The sequence below is a fragment of the Nonomuraea fuscirosea genome, assembly GCF_003001935.1.
Taxonomy (GTDB): Bacteria; Actinomycetota; Actinomycetes; order Streptosporangiales; family Streptosporangiaceae; genus Nonomuraea; species Nonomuraea fuscirosea.
Genome location: NZ_PVNG01000008.1, coordinates 18,612 through 41,229, shown reverse-complemented (window position 1 = coordinate 41,229; position 22,618 = coordinate 18,612). Strand labels below are relative to the sequence as shown.

14 protein-coding genes and 1 pseudogene are annotated in these 22,618 nt (G+C 68.8%); 4 read left to right on the top strand and 11 right to left on the bottom strand.

Features of this window, described 5'->3' with window-relative positions; genetic code table 11:
* Positions 1-115: 115 nt before the first annotated feature.
* Positions 116-1,075 (top strand): annotated as a pseudogene (locus B0I32_RS19360) (ABC transporter permease); the annotation flags it as partial.
* Positions 1,076-1,663: 588 nt separating this feature from the next.
* Positions 1,664-2,608, top strand: coding sequence for a D-ribose ABC transporter substrate-binding protein (locus B0I32_RS59960; RefSeq protein WP_245955918.1), 945 nt, complete (start codon positions 1,664-1,666; stop codon positions 2,606-2,608).
* Between the two features lie 972 nt (positions 2,609-3,580).
* Here B0I32_RS59960 and B0I32_RS19350 read toward each other — a convergent pair.
* Both B0I32_RS19350 and B0I32_RS19345 read right to left on the bottom strand, forming a co-directional pair.
* Complete coding sequence (locus B0I32_RS19350) at positions 3,581-4,000, bottom strand: ATP-binding protein (RefSeq protein WP_106241154.1); 420 nt, start codon at positions 3,998-4,000, stop codon at positions 3,581-3,583.
* Position 4,001: 1 nt separating this feature from the next.
* Positions 4,002-4,352 carry an STAS domain-containing protein gene (locus tag B0I32_RS19345; protein WP_043629845.1) on the bottom strand — a complete coding sequence of 117 codons (351 nt, stop codon included), beginning with the start codon at positions 4,350-4,352 and terminating at the stop codon, positions 4,002-4,004.
* 409 nt (positions 4,353-4,761) lie between these two features.
* On the opposite strand from B0I32_RS19345, the gene B0I32_RS19340 reads away from it, so the two are divergent.
* Entirely contained in the window at positions 4,762-7,278 is a 2,517-nt protein-coding gene (locus B0I32_RS19340) for a DEAD/DEAH box helicase (RefSeq protein WP_245955917.1), read from the top strand.
* Between the two features lie 313 nt (positions 7,279-7,591).
* On the opposite strand, the gene B0I32_RS57750 is transcribed toward B0I32_RS19340, so the two are convergent.
* The 4 genes from B0I32_RS57750 to B0I32_RS61415 form a co-directional block, all read right to left on the bottom strand.
* The gene (locus B0I32_RS57750) at positions 7,592-10,162 is read right to left on the bottom strand and encodes a hypothetical protein (protein ID WP_181307558.1); all 2,571 of its coding nucleotides are present in this window, start codon (positions 10,160-10,162) and stop codon (positions 7,592-7,594) included.
* Positions 10,163-11,714: 1,552 nt separating this feature from the next.
* Complete coding sequence (locus B0I32_RS19320; protein WP_281262613.1) at positions 11,715-12,074, bottom strand: Rv3654c family TadE-like protein; 360 nt, start codon at positions 12,072-12,074, stop codon at positions 11,715-11,717.
* Positions 12,075-12,076: 2 nt separating this feature from the next.
* Positions 12,077-12,493 (bottom strand): TadE family type IV pilus minor pilin, encoded by a 417-nt coding sequence (locus B0I32_RS58855; RefSeq protein ID WP_281262611.1) that lies wholly within the window; start codon positions 12,491-12,493, stop codon positions 12,077-12,079.
* Between the two features lie 23 nt (positions 12,494-12,516).
* Positions 12,517-13,257 (bottom strand): DUF4244 domain-containing protein, encoded by a 741-nt coding sequence (locus B0I32_RS61415; protein WP_342751755.1) that lies wholly within the window; start codon positions 13,255-13,257, stop codon positions 12,517-12,519.
* Between the two features lie 390 nt (positions 13,258-13,647).
* Between B0I32_RS61415 and B0I32_RS19305 the strand changes: the two genes are divergently transcribed.
* The gene (locus B0I32_RS19305) at positions 13,648-14,424 is read left to right on the top strand and encodes a tyrosine-protein phosphatase (protein WP_342751754.1); all 777 of its coding nucleotides are present in this window, start codon (positions 13,648-13,650) and stop codon (positions 14,422-14,424) included.
* 465 nt (positions 14,425-14,889) lie between these two features.
* Here B0I32_RS19305 and B0I32_RS59955 read toward each other — a convergent pair whose 3' ends face one another.
* From B0I32_RS59955 to B0I32_RS19280, 5 genes are all read right to left on the bottom strand, one after another.
* The gene (locus B0I32_RS59955; RefSeq protein ID WP_245955916.1) at positions 14,890-15,717 is read right to left on the bottom strand and encodes a type II secretion system F family protein; all 828 of its coding nucleotides are present in this window, start codon (positions 15,715-15,717) and stop codon (positions 14,890-14,892) included.
* A 260-nt stretch (positions 15,718-15,977) separates the two neighbouring features.
* Positions 15,978-16,697, bottom strand: coding sequence for a type II secretion system F family protein (locus tag B0I32_RS19295; RefSeq protein ID WP_106241135.1), 720 nt, complete (start codon positions 16,695-16,697; stop codon positions 15,978-15,980).
* Complete coding sequence (locus B0I32_RS19290) at positions 16,694-18,034, bottom strand: TadA family conjugal transfer-associated ATPase (protein WP_106241132.1); 1,341 nt, start codon at positions 18,032-18,034, stop codon at positions 16,694-16,696. Before B0I32_RS19290 ends, B0I32_RS19295 begins: the two co-directional genes overlap by 4 nt.
* The gene (ssd, locus tag B0I32_RS19285) at positions 18,031-19,074 is read right to left on the bottom strand and encodes a septum site-determining protein Ssd (protein ID WP_106241130.1); all 1,044 of its coding nucleotides are present in this window, start codon (positions 19,072-19,074) and stop codon (positions 18,031-18,033) included. Before ssd ends, B0I32_RS19290 begins: the two co-directional genes overlap by 4 nt.
* A gap of 2,684 nt (positions 19,075-21,758) precedes the next feature.
* The gene (locus B0I32_RS19280) at positions 21,759-22,538 is read right to left on the bottom strand and encodes a Fic family protein (protein ID WP_181307556.1); all 780 of its coding nucleotides are present in this window, start codon (positions 22,536-22,538) and stop codon (positions 21,759-21,761) included.
* Positions 22,539-22,618: the final 80 nt, after the last annotated feature.

The following is a 22,618-nucleotide window of genomic DNA, read 5'->3' as shown; positions in this document are numbered from 1 at the left end:
GAGGCGGAGGATTCCGTGCCCGCTCACGCACTCACGACGGAGACTCCCGCGTCCGCTCACGTACCCACGACGGAGACTCCCGCATCCGCTCACGTACTCGTGCTGGAGGGACCCTATGCCCACTGACGCACACGTGCTCGCGCGGCGGTCACCGGCCGCCGCCTGGCTCGCCGAGAACGGTGCGCTGGCGGCGCTCGTCGTGCTGGTCGTGGCGCTGTCACTTCTGTCGTCCGACTTCCTCAGCGTGACGAACCTGCTCAACGTGGGCGTCCAGGCCGCCGTCACCGCGATCCTGGCATTCGGCTCCACGTTCGTGATCGTGACCGGCGGCATCGACCTGTCCGTCGGCTCGGTGGCGGCACTGTCGGCGATCACGCTGGCCTGGACCGCCACCACCGCCGGGCTGCCGTGGCCGCTGGCCACCGTGATCTCGCTGGCCGTGGGCGTCGTGTGCGGGCTCGTCAACGCGGCACTGATCGCGTACGGGAAGCTGCCGCCGTTCATCGCCACTCTGGCCATGCTCGGCATCGCCCGCGGCCTGGCCCTGGTCGTCTCGCAGGGCAGCCCGATCGCGATGCCGGAAACCGTCTCCCACCTCGGCGACACCCTCGGCCTCTACCTGCCGATCCCCGTCATCGTCATGGTGATCATGGGCGTGATCACGGCCGTGATCCTCAACCGCACCTACCCGGGCCGCGCCATGTACGCCATCGGCGGCAACGCCGAGGCCGCCAGACTCTCGGGCATCAAGGTGGACCGCCAGCAACTGGTCACGTACGCACTGTCCGGCGGCTTCGCGGCGGTGGCCGGCATCGTCCTGGCCAGCCGCCTGGCCTCAGCCCAACCACAGGCGGCGGCCGGCTACGAACTCGACGCCATCGCCGCCGTGGTGATCGGCGGCGCCAGCCTGTCCGGCGGCAAGGGCCGCGCACTGGGCACGTTCGTCGGCGCCCTCATCCTGGCCGTCCTGCGCAACGGCCTGAACCTGCTGTCGGTGTCCGCGTTCTGGCAGCAGGTCGTGATCGGCGTCGTCATCGCACTAGCAGTCCTCGTCGACACCCTCCGCCGCCGAACCACCACTTAGGAGAAAGTCATGCGCCATCCCACACCAACCCAACCAACACGGAACCAGCCCACAACCAGCCACCCCGCACCAAACCAGCCCACGCCCGGCAATCCCGCACTGAGCCAGCCCACGCCCGTCCAACCCACACCCAGCCAGCCCACACCGGACCAGCCCGCACCCCACCGCCTGACGTTGGACCTGGCCCCATCCCACCACCTTGCGCCCAACCCACCCACGCCCAGCCAACCCACACTGCACCAGCTCACGCCCAGCCAGCCCGAACGCCACCAACTGACACCTGACCTGGTCGCATACCAGGAACCCGCGCCTGACCCGGCCGCCTCCCACCGCCCTGCGTCCAACCCACCCACGCCTTATCCAACTGCCGCACCCCAGCAGGCCACGACCCACCCGGTCGCGCCCTGCCGCCCCGTGTCCGACTCGCCTGCATCTCACCAGCCCGCGCACCACCAGGCCGTGCCATGTCCCGCCACACCCCGACAGGAGCAACCCGCACTCCACAAGCCCGCGCTCGACCACCCCGCGCCCTCTCTGGGCGTACAACCAGGGACCCATCGAGGCGTACTCCGCCTGACCATGCTCTCCCTATCCGCCCTATGCCTCACCCTGGGCCTGGCGGCGTGCGGCACCTCCGGGGGTGGAGACGGCTCCACCGCCTCCCCAGGCGCGGGCGCGGGCGACATCAAGATCGGCATGTCGGTGTCGACGCTCAACAACCCGTACTTCGTCCAGCTCCGTGACGGCGCCCAGGCCCAGGCCGCCAAGCTCGGGGCCAAACTGACCGTCACCGACGCCCAGAACGACGCCTCCCAGCAGGTCAACCAGGTCCAGAACTTCACCAGCCAGAACATGAAGGCGGTCATCATCAACCCGGTCGACTCCGACGCCGCCGCTCCGGCGGTCAAGGCGGCCGAACGGGTACGCATCCCGGTGGTCGCCGCAGACCGAGGCGTCAACGGAGCCGAGGTGGCCCAGACCGTCGCCTCCGACAACGTGGCGGGCGGAAAACTGGCCGCGCAGGAGCTGGCCAAGCAACTCGGCGAGAAGGGCACCGTGGTCGTCCTCCAGGGCACCCCCGGCACCTCCGCCTCCCGCGACCGAGGCCAGGGCTTCACCGAAGGCATCGCCGCCTACCCGGGGATCAAGGTCGTGGCCAAGCAGCCGGCCGACTTCGACCGCACCAAGGGCCTGGACGTGATGACCAACCTCATCCAGTCACACCCCGACGTGACAGGCGTCTTCGCCGAGAACGACGAAATGGCCCTGGGCGCGATCAAAGCACTCGGTGCCAAGGCCGGGCAGCAGGTCAAGGTGATCGGCTTCGACGGCACCCCGGACGGCATAGCCGCAGTCAAGGCCGGCACGATGGCCGCCTCCATCGCCCAGCAACCCCGCCTGCTGGGCCAGGAAGCGGTGGACGCGGCCGTCAAACTCGCCAAGGGCGAAACCGTCGAGAAGACGGTGGCGGTCCCGGTGAAGGTGGCGACCAAGGAGAACGCATCAGAATTCCAGACATCATGACAGCCGGCCGCAGGGAGCCAAACCACCGCCCATCCATCCCTCGCGGCTTGCCAACCCCCACCCCGCATACAGCTGCGGATCACACGAGCAGCATGTCCGCAAGCCACCCAACTCAGCCCGTACGAGCCCACCCAGACGAGGACGGCATCCACTACGACCTGCACAGCCCCATACGGGTACACGCACTAACGGGGTAGCCCGCTCACCCCGTAGAGGCATGCGTCCACAGCGGCCCGGCTCAGCCCCCGTACCAATGCAAGGCTGCCCTGAACCCCGCTCAACCTGCACGAGCGCGTGTCCGCAGTGCTTCCGCTCACCCCTAGGCAAGCCGCCTACACACGTGGCCGTGATCCGCCCTGTACCAGGCGCCCGCCACCCGAGGCCGGTGTCTGCCATCCGCGACCCCGCGCGGCCCCGTACAGCAGTTCACCCCGCACATGCCCCAGTCCGCCCTGCCCTCGCTCAGCCCTTCGACCTCGCTCAAGCCCGCGCGAAACAGCCCGCCCGGAACCAACCGCCGTGAACCGGCTCACTCGAACCAACCGCCAGCTCCGGTCACCCGAAACCACTCACCCGGAACCGGCCACGCAAGACCAGACCAACGCGGCGTCAGCAGAGTCACGAGACGAGGTAGGAACGCCGCGGAGAAACCCTCACCAGGCCCCCCGAAACCGCCCGCAGTACCGCCGAACAGCCGACTCCCCGACCAACAGACGCACAGAGCCCCGAACAATCGAGCAGCCGAACAGTCGATCATGGAACCGCTGCCCCAACCAACTGCCGACCCCCAGGCGGCTCCCCAAGGGCACCATGTTCAGCCAGCGATGAAACGCCGACCACCCACCGACCTGACGGCTCTGACCGATCCAACCGAAGAACCGACCCAAGCGACCCGACCACCCAGGCGACCCGACCGACCCCAACCGGCCGGCCCAGGCGACCCGACCCACCCGGCCGATCCGTCAGACCTCGTCAGACGCCGACAGCCGCCGGCCAGCTCATCCGGATGTTCGTCCCCTTGGGGCTGGGGAACACCTCGACGTCATCAGCCAGACCCTCGATGACCGCGATGCCGAAGTTCGACATGAAGGAGTCGGAGAGCATGCCGAGGTCGAGGGGCTGTTCCTGCTTGATCTCATCGCTGGGGGCCAGGTCACTGACCGTGACCTCGAACCGCCCGGAGTCGTCACGTAGCTCGATGCGGATGGGCTCGCCCGGACAGTGCGCACGATGCGCCTCGACTGCCCGGGAACACGCCTCCCCCACAGCGAGCCTGACTTCGTCCAGCAGGGATTCCTCCACGCCGGTGCGCCGGGCGATCGCCGTGGCGACCAGCCGGGCGGTCCGCACATGTGCGGGAAGGGCGCTGAACGTCAGCTCGACGGTAGCCATGCTACTTGTCTTTGCCGTGAGCTTCCTTGGCCTCGTCGACCGAAGCGTAGATCCCGAAGACCTTGGTCAGACCGGTGATCCGGAAGATCTTGAGGATGCGCTCCTGCGTGCAGACCAGCTCCAGGGAGCCGTCGTGCGCGCGTACCCGCTTGAGCCCCCCGACCAGGACCCCGAGGCCCGTGGAGTCGAGGAAGTCGACCTTCTCCATGTTCACAAGAAGGTGGAAGTTGCCCTTGTTGACCAGGTCGATGAGAAGCTCACGCAATCTCGGCGCCGTGTAGACATCGATCTCACCCTCGACCTCCACGATGGTGAGTCGATCTTCGGTGCGGTGATCCAACTTCAGATCCACAGATCCTCCAGCGCCTCGCCTGCGAAAGTACTCTTGCGGGCCTGGCAATCTGGAGCGTGGCCCCAGACTGTCCGACCCTGACGCGCGGCATTCAACCACGCGCCTGGCTTGTGTCTATACGAAATCACGATTCCCGGCGACTCTGCCCACCGATGCGAGACTGGAAACAGTGACTTCCTCCGGATCCTCCCCACAACAGGCAGGTCCACTCCTCCAGCACCTGCTCGGCGTTCCCGCACGTCACGAGCGTGTCACCCATGTGGAGCATGTTCCAGCACGTCAGGCGGGTCAAGTCCAATGGCCTGATTGGACGCCTGAAGTACTTGTTACGCGCTTGGCGAACCGCGGGGTGACAGGACTCTGGCCTCATCAGTACGAAGCGGCCGACCTGGCATTCCGTGGCCGAAACGTGATCATTTCCACGGGTACGGCGTCGGGAAAATCCCTGGCGTACCTCACTCCGGCGATCGCCTCGTGTCTCGACGGCGGCACCGTCCTGTACCTGACGCCGACCAAGGCCCTGGCCGCAGACCAGCTCCGCGGCCTGCGCGAACTGCGCATCACCCAGGTGCGAGCGGCCTGCTTCGACGGCGACACGCCGTTCGAGGAACGCACCTGGGTACGCCAGCACGCCAACTACGTCCTAACGAACCCCGACATGCTGCACCGCGGCATCCTGCCCCGCCACGCGCAGTGGTCGTCGTTCCTGCGCCGGCTGCGCATGGTGGTCGTGGACGAGTGCCACGGCTACCGCGGCGTCTTCGGCTCGCACGTGGCCCAGATCCTGCGCCGCCTGCGCCGCGCCTGCGCCCGCTACAACTCCCACCCCACGTTCCTGCTCGCCTCCGCGACGGCCAGCGAGCCCGGGGCGTTCGCGATGAGGCTGACGGGGCTTGAGATGGACGAGGTGACGGTGGACGCCTCACCCAAGGGGTCGACCACCATCGCGCTGTGGGAGCCGCCTCTGACGGAGCTACGGGGCGAAGGAGGGGCTCCTGTACGACGGACGGCCACGGCCGAGGCGGCGGACCTCCTGGCGGACCTGGTCCTCGCCGACGTACGCACACTGGCCTTCATCCGCTCCCGCCGAGGAGCCGAAACAGTCGCCTTGTCCGCCCGCGCCAAACTGGCCGACGTAGCCTTCTCCATCTCCCCGCCCTTCCCCACCCCCAACACACCGCCCGTCCCCCTCCCAACCCCCACAAACGCCCCCACCCCGACGCAGGCCTCCGACGCACCGGACCTCACTCCTGAAGACCCTCAAGACCACCTTCAGGACCCCCGAAGCCCGCAGGATCCCCAGGACCCGCAGAACCCCCGCGACAGCCGAAGCCCGCGGCATCCTCAGGACCCGCAGAACCTTCAGGACCGCCGAAGCCCGCGGCATCCTCAGGATCTTCAAGACCCGCAAGACCTTCAAAGCCCACAGGACTCGCAAGGCGCGCAAAGCACCCAGAGTCAGCGAGACCTGCGCGACGACCCTCACAGCGGGCAAGCCCAGCAGAACCAGCAAGACATCACCACCCCGCAAAGCCCCCTGACCTGGGCGATCCCCGACGCTCCCCACCCCCCTTCCAGCCTCGACTCCGACCTGACCGACCTCCCCAACAAGATCGCCGCCTACCGAGCCGGCTACCTCGCCGAAGACCGCCGCCTCCTGGAGAAGGCCCTGCGCGCGGGCACCATCATGGGCCTGGCCACCACGAACGCCCTCGAACTCGGCGTCGACGTCTCAGGTCTGGACGCCGTCCTGATCGCGGGCTGGCCGGGCACCCGAGCGTCCCTCTGGCAGCAGGCAGGCAGGGCGGGCCGCGACGGGCAGGACGCCCTCGCCGTACTGATCGCCAGGGACGACCCGCTCGACACCTACCTCGTGCACCACCCCCAGGCGCTGTTCGGTCAGCCCGTGGAGGCGATCGTCCTGGACCCGGGCAATCCGTACGTCCTGGGCCCCCACCTCTGCGCCGCCGCAGCCGAGATCCCGCTGACCGAGGACGATCTGCCGATCTTCGGGCCGACCACGCCGAACGTGCTCGCGGACCTGGTGGCGCAGAACCTGCTCAGGCGGCGTCCGGCGGGCTGGTTCTGGACCAGGCGCGAGCGCGCCACCGACCTCGCCGACATCCGCGGCGGCGGGGGCGCCCCCATCCAGGTCGTGGAGTCGTCCACAGGCCGCCTCCTGGGCAGCGTGGACGAGCCTTCCGCGCACACGACGGTCCACACCGGCGCGATCTACCTCCACCAGGGCGAGACGTTCCTGGTGGAGCTCCTGGACCTGGAAGCCGGCGTCGCGCTGGTCTCCAGCGCGAATCCCGACTACACGACGTTCGCGCGCGACATCACCGACATCTCCATCCTCTCCACAGAACGCTCCACGGCTCTCGGCTCCGGCACCCTGCACTTCGGCGAGGTCGAGGTGACCCGCCAGGTGGTCTCGTACCTCAAACGGCGCCTCCAGTCCGGCGAGATGCTCGGCGACGAGCCCCTGGAACTGCCGCCCCGCACCCTCCGCACCCGAGCGGTCTGGTGGACGCTCCCCGCCTCCGCGGTGGCCCCACTCGCCGAAGCCGGCATCGACCTCGGCGGCGCGGCCCACGCGGCCGAGCACGCCTCCATCGGCCTGCTCCCGCTCTTCGCCACCTGCGACCGCTGGGACATCGGCGGCGTCTCCACCGAACTGCACGCCGACACGGGCCTACTCACCGTCTTCGTGTACGACGGCCACGAGGGCGGCGCCGGCTTCGCCGAACGCGGCTACGCCCGCGCCACGGACTGGCTCACGGCCACGCGCGAGGCGATCCTGTCCTGCGAGTGCGAACGGGGCTGCCCGTCCTGCATCCAGTCCCCGAAGTGCGGCAACGGCAACGAACCCCTGCACAAGCGAGGCGCCGTCCGCCTCCTCGACACCCTCCTGCCTCCTCGATGAACCCCAAAGCGCGACCACCCCGACCAGACATCCAGGACCAAGCACACCGACAAGAGCCCGTCGCTTTCCGAGTCACCCATGACCAACACCGGTCGCGACCTCGGCGAAGCCCGGGTGGGCCGGCTGATCGCCATGGCTACGCGCATAACCGCCACCTGTCGGACATCAGGGACTTCAGAGCGAAGGAAGGCCACACCTACGCCCGAAGCGAAGCAGTTCAGGTTTGACGAACCTGACTTCAGATGTGCCCTCAAACCTGATCAGGCCCACGCCTTCCAAACCTGACCAACACCTCCACACACCGGCAGACCTGCTAACTCTCGCCCCCTGAATGCCGACGTCCCGCAAAACTCCGCGACCCGCCCTTGTCATCACCTTCAGCCGCATCATCATCGGCAGCCCAGAAATCACCCGCCCCCGGCTGCGGACGCTCCCAGAACCCGCTGTCCTCCATGGACCTGGGCGCAGGCGGCAGATAGTCGTCCCAACGCTCCTCAAGTCGCGCCGGAAGCGCCGCCGCGGCCGACTCGGGCACATCGGTCACATCGGTCACATCGGTCACCGCCGAACGAGGAAGAGCGAGCCGCACCGCCACCCCGTGCGCCTCCTGCCCTCCCCGCCCCTCGTCCCGCGTCCGTACACGCTCCACATCCGTCGTCCGTACGTGCTCCACATCGACATGAACCGAGAACGCGTCGGCCACATACGGCGACGGAGCCGCGACCCGCGACGACGGTCCCGGCAGGTAGAAGTCCGAGTCAGCAAGATGAGCCGACCGACGAGCACCATCCGGCCTCGAACCCGCCGCACGCGACCGCACCGCCGCCTCACCGCACGACGACCGTCCTGACTCGCCGTCGTGCGACGAACGAGCCGACCCCTCGCCATACGACGACCGCATCACGTCCTCGCCGTATGACGACCGCGCCGATCCCTCCCCATGCGACGACCGCGCCACGCCCTCGCCGTATGACGACGACCGCGCTCCGCCCCCTCCGTTCGACGCCGGCTCCCCGCCGTTCGACGACTGTTCAGCGCCCGACGACAGACGCTGCCTCCGAGAGCTGTACGGCGGCTCACCAACGGTCCTCACCTGCCGCCCGCCAGCCCCTGAAGGCACCTCACCAGCCGCCTCCCGCTCCCGCTCCCGCTCCCGCTCCCGCTCCCGCTCTCGCTCTCGCTCTCGCTCCCGCTCCCGCTCCCGCTCCCGCTCCCGCTCCCGCTCTCGCTCTCGCCCACGAGCATCGGACGGCAACCGCCCAACAACCCCCGACTCCTGCTCACGAGCATCGGACGACAGTCGACCAGCCGCCCCATCCCTTCGCCTACGGTCGTCGGACGACAATCGACCGGTCGTTTCCTCCTCAGGCATACGAGCACCGGCCGACGAACGACCAGTCGTCTCCCCTCCCTGCCTACGAGCATCGGAGGACGGACGATCAACTCGTTCCCCCTCATGCACCGGACCCTCCAACGACGACCCGTCGGCGGCATCCAATTGACGCTCATGCATCTCCCACGGCAGCTCACCGGCCACCGCCTGCTGCCGTCCCCGAGCGTCCTGCGGCGCTTCCACGCCCGCCGCCGCCGACAGCGGCGTCTTCACGTCGAGGTCGGCGTCCGGGTCCAGCTCCGGTCGTGCGGTTCTGGACGGATCCGCCTCGGGAACACGGGTCCTGGCCACCGCCAGAATGACGGCGGGCCGACGCCGCACCGACACCGCCGGCGATGAACCGCCCACCGCCTGAGCACTCTCCGCCCCGGTAACGACCCTGGCGGCCGGCGACACCACGCCGATCGGTGCGCTCGCCTGGGCCGCGGCCGCAGATGGAGGCGTGGAAGCGCCCCCTTCCGTGGCGAGCGCGCGCCGCCGTGCCCACGCACCCGCATGGGCGCCGAGCAGAAGCAGGACGATTCCTCCCGCCACGTAGAGCCCGTACTGCCCGATGTTCCCGATCGGCGACTCACTCGACTGGGCCCTCACGCCGTCGCTCTGTACCGGAGCCGAATAGTCGCCGCCCTTTGCGTCCGCCGGAACCAGCCCACCGTTCTCACCCTGCTGGTCTGCTTCGGGGATCGGCAGGTTCCCGTTCGGATCGGCATCGGGGATGCCAGGGAGCTTCGTCGTCGCCGGCTTGCGGGTCGTCGGCTTGGCCGAGGGAACGGCCTGTCTCTTGGAGGGCAGGGTAGGCAGCGCTTCGACGCCCCTCGGGTCCCTACTTCTCGTCGTCTGCCGACTGTCGGTCGTCTTCTTCTTCGTCGGCTGGGCGGACGGCGCGGCGGGGAAGGCGATGTACGCCGCCGCCGAGTCGTCGGAGGCGATCGACCCGCCGTCGCCGTCCCCTCGGAATGCCTTCACCGTGAAGCCGACCCTCTGCCCCGCCGCCTTGGCCGGCACGGCGAGCACCGCCTTGCACGAGGAGCCGGAGCACGCGCTGTCGGCAGGCAGCCTCCCGACGACGCCGGACTGGGTGCTGGAGACCTCGTAGGACTGCAGGTCGGGCTCGGATCCCTTGCTCCAGGTCACGGCGACCTTCTCGGTCCCCTGCTTGCTCGCGTGCACGTTCCCCGGTGCCGCGGCGGGCCGGCGCAACTTGAACGTGCTGCTCGCGTACTTGGTCCCGGTGAGCTCTCCCTTGAGGATCACGGTGAAGGAGCCGTTGGGTGCGTCACCGGCCTCGAACGTCCCGGAGATCGTCTGGTTGGCTCCGCCGGCGGCGACCTTCTGGCTGGGCGTGGAGGGCCCTTCGACGTACAGCCCCACCGTCAACTGCATCAGGTCCGTACGCGCCGAAACAGTGACAGAAGAGCTCGACACCACCTGGCCGTCAGAGGGCGAGGTGATCTGCCCCGCTGAGCCGGCCCGCCAGGTCGAGTTGGCCATGCCGGGAGCACCGGCTCGCAACACCGACTGAGCCCAACCGGCGCTAGCGCCATGTCCCGCAGAGCCCGTTTGTCGTGTCGCGACGGCCGCATGGGCGGAACCGCAAAAGGCGAGGAATCCGACCGCGATCGTCCCTGCGGCCACCATTCTGCCGACTACCGTCACGACGCTTCCCTCCAACGAGAGCCTCGCGCCGCCTGAGCACCCTCGGGGCGTTCACGCGACGACCGGAAGTGCAGTGCGCCGGCCGATACGGTCACCGACCGTCCCTGGACCCGCACCTTAGCGACTGCGTTCCTGCTCTCCCAGACTCCCTGTCACATACGGCATGGACCGAGGGTAAGCGGAACCTTACGGGACATAACCAATTCTTGGACACCACGTCCAAGAAGTCGTGACTCGATTGCGACCTAGCCCCGTAGGCCCCATTCGTCACATGACGTGGGGGGCAACTTTCTGGCCCGCGCCCTGCTCTGACAGGTCGGCGTCCTTCGTGGCGACGCGGGCCTGGCGGAGACCCGGATGATGAGCTCGGTCGCCCGCCCCGCTCTGGCCGGTCCGCTCTGGCCCGGTCCGCTCTGGCCCGGGCCAGCCCAGCCTGGTCCCGCTCTGGTCCGGGCCAGCCCAGCCTGGTCCCGCTCTGGCTCGGGCCGGTCCGGCCGACCCGCCTAACGTGGCTCGATCGGGTTTTCTGGCCCTGCGTGACCTGGCCCCACATAGCTTGGGCCGACCTGACTCGGCCCCACCCCACCTGACTCGGCCCCACACCTGACTCGGCCCCACACCTGACTCGGGCCCACCTGACTCGGGCCCGCCTGACTCGGGACCACCTGGCGCGGGTCCACCTGACTTGGGCCGAACTGACTTGGGCAAGGCCAGCCTGGTCCTGCTCTGGCTCGGGTCGTCCGGGTCTGGCCCGCCTGACCTTGCCCTCGCTGGCTAAGCTTCGGCCTCGAGCAGCCTGACTCGGTCCGGCCTGACCTGGCCCCGCCAGATTCGGCTCGTTCGACTCTCCCCGGCTCTGCCTGATCTAGCCCGCCTGACTTGGCTCGATCGGCCCTCCTGACCCTGCCTGACCCTAGCCCCGCCTGGCTCATCCCCACCGGTAGCGGCTCGTCTTGGCTCGACCTGGAGCGGCCTGACTTGGCTCGACCCTTCTGGCCCTGCGTGACTCGGACCGACCTGCTCTGGCTCGGGCCAGCTCGGCCTAGCCCCGCCTGACTCAGCTCGATCGACCCTCCTGGCGCTACCTGAGCTGGCCGACATGGATCGGGGCGACTGAAGCGACCTGCTCGGCCGAGCCCGGCTGGACCCGGTCCCAACAGCAACAGCAACAGCGAACTGACGTGCTCCCCCGCACGCGATCTCCATCTCCGTCTTCCGTTCACCCACATCGGCACGAGTTTGGCCAGCTCGGCCAACCAGCGTGAGCGCCCAGGATCGTCGAAGCCTCTTTAGCGATGGCGGGCGGCGGAGGGCTACTTCTGCTTTCTGGCCTGTGCCGCACTGATCACAGCGCGGCACTTTCAGCTCGTACGTGGATGGGCCGGACTCACGTTGGGGTGGGGTCTGCTGGGCCGGCGCGTGATCTGCCCGTCAGGGTGCGGGTGCCTAATAACGGGAGTGAGATCGGGAGTGCGGTCCAGACATCGGCGACGTCGTCGTTCACGGCGCATCGCGTTAACTCGACGCCGTTCTGGGCGGCCACTGCCGAAGCTCTGCCACAGGCGTTCTCTGGATCGATCAGCGCCAGCTTGGCGGCGGCCAGGGCGCTGAGGTCCGCTGCGCCGTTGACGCGGTGGCGGGCGACGCGTACGGAACCGACTGTGGCGAGCACCGTGGCGATCGCCATCAGCAGGCCCATGAGCGCCACGCCCCAGAGGGTGGCCGAGCCTCGTTCGTGCTGCTTGATGGTCAGCTCCTGTCTGTCGAGGGTGGCAGTTCATGCCTGGGGCCGGGAGCATCGCCGTGCTGGGTCATGGTTTCGGTGCTCGCGGTGGCCGTGGCTGAGACATTGACTGCCGGGAGGGACTGGGCCCAGGAGGGGCGTACTTCTACGGTGATCTGCACCTTCGTGAACTCTGTGTCGCGGGTTATGACCACTTGGGCGTTCGGGCTCGTTGTTGCTCGGGCGAGTTCGTGGACCTGGTCCAGTGCCTCACCCCTGGCTGCGGCTCGGGCGGCGGCGCGAGCAGCGTCCACGCATTCGAGTTGGACGCTGACCGTCTGAATGGCCCACAGAGCGGCCGCCAGGACGACCATGAGCGCGGGCAGCATCGCGGCGGTCTCAGCAGTGACCGAACCTCGCGATGCCGTCCGCTTGGCGCTCATGGAGGTCCCCGTGTGGCGGGGTGTCATTCCTTGGTGGTGTTGAGTGCTCGATTGATGAGGGCTGTCAGCATTTCCTGCACTTCAGGGCTGCTTACGACTTTGAAGAGGAGTGCGGCGAAAGCGCAGGCTGCGATGGTTCCTACCGCGTATTCGGCTGTGGACATGCCGCGCTCTCGATTGACGGCCGCATAGTGGACCCACTTACTGAAACGCGGCCACGTGATTCGGGCGGGCCGGCTGGGCACAGGGCTGTGGACTGGTGCTGATGCGGGATCAGGGGCTGACGCTGACGCTTGGACAGGAGCTTGAGCGGACGCTTGGACAGGAGCTTGAGTGGACGCTGGATTCGAGGTCCGAGCGGACGTCCGAGCCGGCGGCTTGGCTGACGCATGAAGTGATGCTTTGGCTGTCGCTGGGATGAGGATTTGGGCCGAGGCTGGGGTTGGGGCTTGCGTTGAGATCGGTGTTTGCTGTCGGACTGAGGGTGACCTGCGGGTTTGGGATGGATTATGCGTTTCGGCTGAGGGTCGCACTTGCCTTGGGGCTTGGACGGCGGCGGCTTGAGGGGCTGTGTGGGGTCTGTGGGCCTTGGCGATGAGGCCGGGTGTTTGGGCGTGTGTCGTTGTGGGCTTCGGGTTGGGGCGCGAGGGTGGGGTGGCTGTCGGGCTGCGGATGAAGTGGCGGCGTGGATGAGCGGACGTGGTGAGGTAGGCGTGGTCTGGCGTGGCTTCGATGTCGTCTGGCGTGGTGGCGGGACTCTGCATCTTGCCTCCAGGTGTTAAGGGCCGGCGGCTTGTCCGGCGGGAGTCCAAGGGTCGCCGAACCCGGGTTGAGGCTGGGGAGGCGAGCGGCGTTCTGTGGATAAGTGCGGCACTGGGGTGCTCGGTTGTGGATAACTGGGTGGCGCTCGCCCGGGGGTCAAGGTCACCGTTTCTGGTGGACGCCTTTGGGTGGGCAGCTTTGGGTGGAACGCTTCGAGTAATCGGCCTTGAGCGATCGGCCTTGGATGACCGGGCCCTGGTGACCAGCCCCGGCGACCAGCCCTGCGTGATCGGCCCTGCGTGATCGGCCCTGGCGACCGGCCCTGCGTGATCGGTCCTGCGTGATGATCGACGGGAGACAACAAAGGTCTGCGACGGCGCGTCTCAGAATGCATGAATGAATCCACGCAAATGCCCGAGTTGCGCGCGGTTTCTGCAGGTGAGGGCTCCGGAGACGTTGTACGGCATCTCGAATGGGAGGGATGCTTCAATGTGCGGGATCTTGGTGGCATACCGGTGGCCGGGGGCGGCGCTATTCGTGGTGGGGCCGTAGTTCGTTCGGACAACCCGGAGAGGCTGACTTCGGAGGGGTGGTCGGCGCTCGTCGAGCACGGAGTTCGGACCGTGGTTGATCTGCGCAACGACGACGAACGCCGGGAGGATAAGTGGGATCGGCCGACCGGTCTGACCACCGTGCGCGTACCGCTGGATGATGCCGCGGACACCGCGTTCTGGAACTACCTGTGGGACAACCGGCTCGATGGTTCGCCGCTCTACTACCGGGTCTTCATCGAACGGAAGGCGCGGCAGTGCGTGGCGGCTGTCGCGGCCGTCGCTCGTGCGCGGCCGGGAGGAGTGCTCGTTCATTGCGGGCTTGGACGTGACCGCACCGGGCTCGTCGTGATGTTGTTGCTGACCCTGGCCGGGGTGGCGCCTGCTGACATCGCGTCGGATTACGAGCTGAGCACTGAGCGTCTGCCTCCGCTGTTCGAGGTGCTCGGTATCGATGACCAGACCGAGGAGATCCGGGACATCCTCGCTAGCAAGGACACGACTGCCCGGGCAGCGCTACTGGGTGTGCTGGATGGGTTGGATGTGGAGGCTCATCTGCGTGGGCACGGGCTGGAGGACGGGGATATAACCGCGCTTCGGAGTCGGCTCGTGCGGTAGGCGGGCACGGTGCCTGTGGACACGGCGACACCCTGGGCCATGCCGGCCTGCGGAGCCCTCCCCCCACGCCATGCCGGTGAACAAGGTGCTGATTAGGAGCGGGTGTCGGGTGGGGCGGGGTGCCGGGTGGGGCCTGGGTGCCGGTTGGGGGCCTGGGTGCCTGGTGGGGCCCGGGTGCCGGGTGCCGGGTGCGGCGGGATGTTGGGGTGGGGTGCCGAGGAGCGGGCGGTGCGGGCGTACTTGGCGGGAGTGGATCGACAGTGTTCCGGATTAGGGCGTGTGTCGGTCCTGCGGACTCTCGTCCTGGGAGCGTTCCGCCCCGCAGTGGTTTCGTCCTGGGGTGTTTTGTCCTTCAGGGGTTTCGGGGCCCGGGGGATCCGAAGGACGGGGGTTCGGGGGCGGAGCTGGAAGGTTCGAGGCCTGGAGGTTCGGGGTTCGGGAGTTCCCGTGTGTGGATGGGTGACGTTAGGGGATGGTGATGGTCGACGCCAGGCCTGCTATGACCGGGATGATGCCGAGTAGGACGAAGGCGGGGAGGAAGCACAGGCCCAAGGGGGCTACGGCTTTTACGCCTACGCTTCTTGCTGCGGCGACGGACGTGGCTCTGGCTGCTTCGCGGGCGTCGTCTGCCAGACGGGTCAGGACGTCTGCGACGGGAGCGCCGCTTTGAGCTGCTCGGCCCATGGCTCGGGACAGTTGGCCCATGGCGGGATCTGCGGCCAGGGCTGCCCAAGTTGGTTCGGGGTCGGCTCCTAGACGTAGTTGGCTGCTCACCCAGGTCAGGCGTTCGCCGAGAGGGCCGCCTATCGCGGTGGCGGTGATTTCGGTGGCGGCGCTCACGGGGCGGCCTGCTCGTAGGCAGGCGGTCATCAGGTCTGCGGCGAAGGGCAGGTCGGTGGTGATGCGGCGGCGATCGTGGTGGCTTTGCTGAGGCTCCTTTTTGTGGAGGATGAAGGCCGTTGCCGGGGTGATGACGATAACGGCTATGACGCCGGTGTAACCGCCGATCAGGAGCCCCGAGATCACACCGGTGCAGGTGGCCGTGAGCAGGGTTTTGCGGCTCGGGCGGCGGCGCGGGCCTTGGGTGGTGAGCCAGGGAGGGGGCTGGTTGCTGTCTGGGATCTGGTTGGACTGGTTTCTGAGGCTTTGGGGCTGTTGGGGGTGGGGAGTGGCCGGGGTTCGGGAGGCGTCGGTTTGTGGGTGTAGGCGGGCGAGGCGCTCTGTGGGGGTCTTCGAGGAGAACCACAACCAGGCCGCCATTCCGGCGCATAGAGCGGACAGCAGTTGGATCATCGTGGACTCGGCGCTCTCGCTCTCTTGGTGAGCGGATATGGGTTACACAGAGGACGGTTGAGGGTCGGGACGTGCCTGGTCTGAGTGGTCATGCAAGGCCGCGCCTGAGCCAAGGAGGCCATGGGGGTCCACGCCTTGCCTTGAGTAGGCCGACGCCTTGGCTTGGGTGGCCACGTACTTCCACGCCGGGTATGGGTAGCAACGCGGGTCCGCGCCTTTGCCTTGACCGGGGTCGCCTTGGTTTGGGTGGTCATGCGGGGTCAGGTTTGGGCTTGGGTGGCCATGCGGTTGGTCCACCATAGGCCGCAGGCGTCGAGGGCGATGCCTGCGATCAGGCACATGAAGCCCGGGAGGCTGCCGAACAGGAAGTCCAGGGGATGCATGTTCAGGGCTCCTGCCATGAGGAGGCCGAGAGCGGGGAGCAGGGCCAGCATTCTGGCTGTCGTGCGCGGTCCTGCCAGTTGTGCCGCGACGTCCTGGCGGTGGGCTTGGGCCGCTCGTAACGTGTGCGCTACCCGGTCGACCAAGGCGGCCATGCCGGCGCCGACCGTGGTGCCGACTTCCCAACAGGCCGCCAGCTGACGTAGGCCCTCGCCTCCCTGAGGTGGGGCTGACGAGGCCAAGGCTGCTGGTACGTCGCCGCCGTCCCTGGCTGCGGCGACGATCGGGCGGAGGAGGTCGGGGTCGGGGAACTCCACCGCCGTGATGGCTCTGGTGAGGGCTTCGCCTGGAGTGCGGCCGGCGGACAGCTCCGCCGACAGGGATTGGCACAGCTCGATCGAGGCTCGTCGCCAGGCTTCGGCGCGGCGGGCGGGGCTGGGGCGGGTGAGGAGCTTGGACAGGGATTGGTTGTGAGGCCGCCGGTTGAGGTCGTGTGAGGGCGTCAGGAGTTTGCTCAAGCGGGTGGTGGCCACCGTTGGACCTGTCCACAGCCAGACGGCGCAGGCTGTGGACAGTGCGGCCAGGAATGCGCTGGTCATGAGGGCTCGGCTCGGTTGGAGTCGCTGGAGCGGGCAACAGGGGTGGAGTACGCAGCGAAGGTTGCGGCTGAGCGCTGCGGTGTGAGCTTTCGACCTACCGCCGGAGCGGTGGTGAGAGGCGTGGGACGGGTTGTGGACGGAGCCCGGTGGGTGGTGGTTTGGGTTGTCAGGCGGTCGTAGGCGGGGCCGGGGTGGGGGTGGCCGGCGGTGGTGAAGGTCAGGGCTGGGATCGACTCGACGAGGCCGGACGGCGTTCTGGAGAGTAGGCAGATCTCCGCTATGCGTCTGCGGCCGTCCGCGCGGTTGCGGGTGAGGTGGATGACCGCGTCCAGGGCTGCTGCCAGTTGGCTGTGTACGGCTTCTCTGGTCAGGCCGGCCGCGCAGCCCAGGGCTTCGAGGCGCGGGGGTACGTCGGCGGCTGTGTTGGCGTGGAGGGTGCCGCAGCCGCCCTCGTGGCCGGTGTTGAGGGCGGCCAGCAGGTCCACCACCTCGGCGCCTCTCACCTCTCCGACCACCAGGCGGTCGGGGCGCATGCGGAGCGCCTGGCGTACGAGATCTCGCAGCTCCACCCCGCCGGCACCCTCCAGGTTGGCTGGGCGGGTTTCCAGGCGGACGACGTGCGGGTGGAGGGGGCGGAGCTCGGCTGAGTCCTCCACCAGGAGGAGGCGCTCGCCTGGGTCGGCGAGGGAGAGCAGGGCGGACAGGAGCGTGGTTTTTCCTGTGCCGGTGCCCCCCGTTACCAGGAAGGCCAGTCTGGCGGTGACCATGGCCGTGAGCACCGGGATCGCGGCCGGGGCGATGGTGCCGGCGGCGACCAGGTCCGTCAGGGTGAACGTGCGGCGTGGTGGCAGGCGCAGGGAGACGCAGGTACCGCCGGAGGCTACTGGCGGGAGCACGGCGTGCAGGCGTACACCTCCTGCAAGGCGCGCGTCCACGTAAGGGGAGGCGTCGTCCAGGCGTCTGCCGGCGGCGGTCGCGAGGCGTTGTGCCAGCCTGCGGACGGCTCCGTCGTCGGCGAAGGCGACGGAGGTGCGGCGCAGGCCGGTGCCGTCGTCGATCCACACCTCCCGGGGGCCGTTGACCAGGACGTCCGTTACGTCGGGCCGGGCCAGGAGGGGCTCGAGCGGTCCCGCGCCGATCAGGTCGGCGCAGAGGGCCCGGGCCACGGCGAGGATCTCCGCGTCCCCGTACACCGACTTCTCGGCTCGCAGGGCCACGGCCACCTGGGCGGCGCTGGGTTCCACGCCGGTACGGGCCAGACGGATGCGGACGGCTTCGACCAGGTCCGGCGAGACGACGCCTTCGGGGGGCTCTTGGCGGGTGCTGGGAGTCGTCATGTCGCCGGGAGCAGGTCGCGCAGGAGGGAGGTGCACAGGGCGCCGAGTACGGTGCGGGGGCCCAGCCTGGGGAGTTCGCCTCGGTTGAGGGTGGCGGTGAGCCGGGGCTGGTCGGGGAGGGTGCCGGCGGACGGGATGCCCAGGGAGATCATGACCGTGTCGTCGTCGACCACGCCCGGGCGCAGGACCGCGCGGACGTCGGCGGTGTGCTTGCGTACCTCGGACAGGATCTGGACCGTCGACAGGACGCCGCGCACGTCGGCCGTGGCCACCGTCAGAGTGGTCTTCGCCCTCGTCAGGGCTTCGATGGCGGCCTCGTCAAGGTGCCGGGGGAGGTCGACCACGACGAGGTCGAAGCCCCGTCTGCCCGCTTCGAGGACCGAGCGCATGGCTTGGGCCGGGATGGCCGGCACCTCGCCTCGGTGGAAGGACAGCACGGCCAGGTCGCCGAACGCGGGGAGCGCCGCCTGCAGTGCGCTGGCATTGATCCGGCCCTCCCTGGCCACCAGGTCTCCCCAGCGGGCGCCCGGCGCCTCCTCGTGGCCCAGCAGGGCGTCTATGCCTCCGCCCAGGCGATCGGCGTCCACGAGGAGGGTACGGAGGTGGTCGGCCGAGGCTCTCAGGGCCAGGCAGGCGGCGAGCACGCTGGCGCCGGCTCCGCCCCGGCCGCCGATCACGCAGATCACGGACCCTGAGCGAGGATCGGGGTCCATGGCGTCCGCGAACAGGTCGACCAGTCTGCGTTCGTCGGCGGGGAGGGCTATGACGGACTGAGCGCCTACTGCCACGCATTTTCGCCAGCTGTCCTGGTCTTCCAGATCTCGGGTGACGAGGAGGACCTGGTCGCGGGTCGGGGGTGAGGTCGCGGCCACCGCGTCTGCCTGGTCGGCGCCGATGGCCACGAGTGGGGCCAAGTTCCAGAAGGGGCGGGCGTGGGCGGGGACATGGGCCACGTCGAGCTGGGCGCCGGCTGCGGCGGCTATGCGGACGAGGTCGTCTAGCAGGGCGTGGTCTTCGGTGATGACCAACGGACGGTTCAAGGTCGGCCTCCCAGCAGCCTGAAGGGGGGTGGGTAAGTCAGTGGCTCGGATGAGTCAGCGGATCGGCGGATCGGTGTGTCGGTCCGTTGATGGGTCGGTGGGTGGCGGGGTGCTGTCGGGAGGGCAACTCTGGTGGAAGGGTGGGAGGTGGTTGGGCTCCGAACGCGGTTCTGGGGATAACGGGTGGGTGGGTGGTGGGGCCTGTGGATAACGGGCGGCACGGGAGAAGCCAGCGGCTCGGCTGAAGCTGGCGGCAGGAGTGAGGGTGGGAGCAGGGTGAGGGTGGCGGCAGGGTGAAGGTGATCGTGCATGGAAGCGGGCTCAGGACGACGTGCGGGCGGGCGCGAAGCAGGAGGCGGCTCCAGGCTGTGGCTGACGGGCCGGAGCAGCCGAGTGCGGGGAACGGGCCGGTACGGAGAACAGGTGGGTGCGGGGAACAGGCCGGTACGGGGAACGGGCGGGTAGCAAGTCAGGGCGGATCGGTACAAGTAGCTGATCGGGGGCAGGTCGGTGCAGGTGGCTAGTCGGGCAGGTCGGGACGGTTCACGGGCGCAATGCGGATCGGTGCGGGTTGCAGGCCACAGCGGACCACGCGGGTGCAGGTCACAGCCGGTCGATGTGGGTTGCGAGCCAGAGCAGGTCGGGCGCGGGCTACAGGCTCAGTGCGGATCGATGCCGGTTCCTGACCCGGACGCGCCTCAGCACGAGTGACAGGCCGGCGCGCATCGCTGCAGGTGGCAAGTCAGCGGGTCGGTACGGGTAACAGGCTGCGGTGACGCTGGCCGGCCGACGCGAGACCACGCCGATGATGACGGCCGCCGCCCGCGCGGGCACCTGGCAGGCCGACGTGCAGGGCGTGGACACGACCCACACGAGACCGGGAGTGGCAGGCGGGTCGGTACGGACTACAGGCGACGGTGGCGGTGGACCGGCCGACGCGAGAGACCAAGCCGACGGGCGGCGCACCGACGCGCGGGCACCTGGCAGGCCGGCCTGCAGGGCGTGGACACGACCCGATGGGGCGCAGTGGCAGGCGGGTCGGTACGGCCAACAGGCTGCGGTGGCGGTGGATCGGCTGATACGGGAGGCCGAGCCGATGACGGCCGGACCGGCGTGCGGCACCTGGCTGGGCTGGCATGCAGATCATAGAGACACCGACACAGGGCCAGGGTGCGGCAGGCGGATCAGTACAGGGCAACAGGCTGCGGTGACACTGAACCGGCCCATTCGAGAGGCCAGCCGATGACGGCCGGACTGACGCGCGGATACTTGGCTGGCCGACGCGCAGGGCTTGGACACGACCCACGCGAGGCCAGGGGATGGCAGGCGAGTCGGTACGGGTAACAGGCTGCGGTGTTGGACCGGCCGATGAGGGAGGCCAAGTCGAGGGCGGCCGGACTGACTTTCGGCACTTAGTTGGGCTGGCGTGCAGGGCGTGGAGACGACCCCCGCAGGGCAAGGTGTGGCAGGCGGCTCTGACGCGGTTGGGAGTAACCCGACTGATGGCGCTGGGCGTCGACGGCATGAGTGGGGTGGTCTCCCACGCTCTCGTCGTGAGTAGCCGGCCTCTCACAACGACAGCGTGAGTAGCCGGCCTCTCACGACGAGAGCGTGAGTGGCGGGTCTCCCACGACAAGAGCGTGAGTGGCGGGTCTCCCAGTCTCAGCGCCAACTCCCGGCCTTCAAGCCCTCAGCTTCCAGCCCAGCCCTCAGTCCTCAGTCCTCGGCTCTGTGGCCTCGGCTCTGTGGCCTCTGGCCTCATCAGCCCTCAGCCCTCAGCCCCTTGGCTCCTTGGCTCCTGGTTCCTGGAGAAGGTTGCTGTGGAAGCAAGTGTGGGAGGCGGCGAGGAAGTGGGTTCGTGGAGGGAGGTCGTCAGGTCGCGCCATGGTGGTTGCGCAGGCAGGCACCCGATGGCTGTCGAGCGGTGAGACGCGTACGGCCGTAGGGCGCAGGCCGTAGGGAGGAGGGAGCAGGACCTGGCGACCAGGCCGTAAGGAGCCGGCTGTGGGAGGCAGGCCGTAGGGGGCGGGCCGTGGCCCGGGGAGGTGGGGAAAAGGGGCGACCCCCGCCGGGGGGGAGAGCGGGGGTCGCCTGATCGGTCCGGCTCCGGGGGGGTAGAGCCGGTCCCGTTTCAGAAGAAAGCTTTCATCACTACACCGGAGCCTGGCAAGGGACTCGCAAAGGCAACCCCCGCACGCTCGCTCCAGTTACTGGCGATACCCACGTATGCTGCCCGATCCACTCAAGTTTCGTCGAGGAGCAATCTCGTATTTTCGCCAAGTTTTTTCGTAACGCCATAACGATCACATAAAGGCGATCACGGAGAGTGATCGTCACGGGTTGATAACCGACCTGAGCGAAGCGGCCAGGACCCCGGCTAGGACGCGAGGGTCCACGGGTGGGTAAAGGTCTTGACCCGAGGGGTTCCCATCAGGGCGAATCCGACGTAGAAAGGTGTCACCGGACTACTTGTCCGGGTGCATCAGCCGGGCACCCACGTGCGACCAGCCGCGGGAGGCGCGTCGTGACGGGCTTGACCCGCTCCGACGGATTGAGGTGCACGCCTGGTAACCCGGTGTGATGCACTGCAGACGGCGTCTCATGACTGAGACGCCGTCAGCTGTGTCAGATTTCTTCCGGTAGGGGCGGTTCAGCCCCGGGTGCGTCAGGCCGTGAAGTGCCGGTCAGCCCCTCTGCATGGCCTCACAGATCGCAGTCGTCTCGCGTACTCCCAGGGTTACCGCAGAGGCACAGTGTTGTACCCAGGCCGCCACGCCCTCCGGCGTCCCGCTCAGGTATGCCCGCAGCGCCTCCCCATACGGCAGCTCCAGATGCCCCACCTCCACCGCCACCAGCGACTTCGGATCGAGCCCGTACTCCACCAGCGTCAGCCGCCCGGCCGAGCGGGCCACGATCCCGTCCGCCGTTCCGAACGGCCTGAGTACCGCCAGCTCGGCGTGCACCACGGCGGCCAGCACCACGGCGGGGGCCTTCGTGGGCTGTTCCAGCAGGCCGAGCAGGCCCTCCATGCGGCTCGCTGCGTCCGCGGCGGCGGGCGCGGGGCCCAGGGACAGGGGGTCGGGGGCCTCGTCGAGCGAACGGGGACGGCCCAGCTCCTCCTGGGGCGCGAGGCCGGCCGCGGCCACCGCGTGCAGCCTGGCCAGCACCTGCCGAGGCGCGGCACGCCAGGTCGAGCCCATGCGTCCCATCTCCGCCGAGGCCCGCAGCGCCCCCTGGACGAGCGGGTCGTGCGCCTCGTCGCGGCGCAGCGCGTCGAGCGGCACGTCCACGCCCTCGATGGCCGCGGAGGCGCGGGCCCCGCGCAGGGATGACTCCGTGGAGACGGCGGGGCTGGCCCGGCGCAGGACGCGGTGGCGGTAGAGCCGGTCCACCGCCTGGCGGGCCTCGTCCACCGCTTCCGGTACGCCGGGGAACTGGGCGATCACGGCCAAGGGGTCACTCACGAGACCTGACCTTACCCATGGGTAGGGCCGGGACCGGCGCATGGGGTAAGGCAGGGGACCGACGCGTGGGTAAGGCCGGG

What these genes read in the sequence shown, in the direction of transcription:
- B0I32_RS59960 (WP_245955918.1), top strand. Translation starts at nt 1,664, where the DNA reads ATGCTCTCCCTATCCGCCCTATGCCTCACCCTGGGCCTGGCGGCGTGC.
- B0I32_RS19350 (WP_106241154.1), bottom strand. Translation starts at nt 4,000, where the DNA reads ATGGCTACCGTCGAGCTGACGTTCAGCGCCCTTCCCGCACATGTGCGG.
- B0I32_RS57750 (WP_181307558.1), bottom strand. Translation starts at nt 10,162, where the DNA reads ATGGCCAACTCGACCTGGCGGGCCGGCTCAGCGGGGCAGATCACCTCG.
- B0I32_RS58855 (WP_281262611.1), bottom strand. Translation starts at nt 12,493, where the DNA reads ATGAGCGCCAAGCGGACGGCATCGCGAGGTTCGGTCACTGCTGAGACC.
- B0I32_RS61415 (WP_342751755.1), bottom strand. Translation starts at nt 13,257, where the DNA reads ATGCAGAGTCCCGCCACCACGCCAGACGACATCGAAGCCACGCCAGAC.
- B0I32_RS19305 (WP_342751754.1), top strand. Translation starts at nt 13,648, where the DNA reads ATGAATGAATCCACGCAAATGCCCGAGTTGCGCGCGGTTTCTGCAGGT.
- B0I32_RS59955 (WP_245955916.1), bottom strand. Translation starts at nt 15,717, where the DNA reads ATGATCCAACTGCTGTCCGCTCTATGCGCCGGAATGGCGGCCTGGTTG.
- B0I32_RS19295 (WP_106241135.1), bottom strand. Translation starts at nt 16,697, where the DNA reads ATGACCAGCGCATTCCTGGCCGCACTGTCCACAGCCTGCGCCGTCTGG.
- B0I32_RS19290 (WP_106241132.1), bottom strand. Translation starts at nt 18,034, where the DNA reads ATGACGACTCCCAGCACCCGCCAAGAGCCCCCCGAAGGCGTCGTCTCG.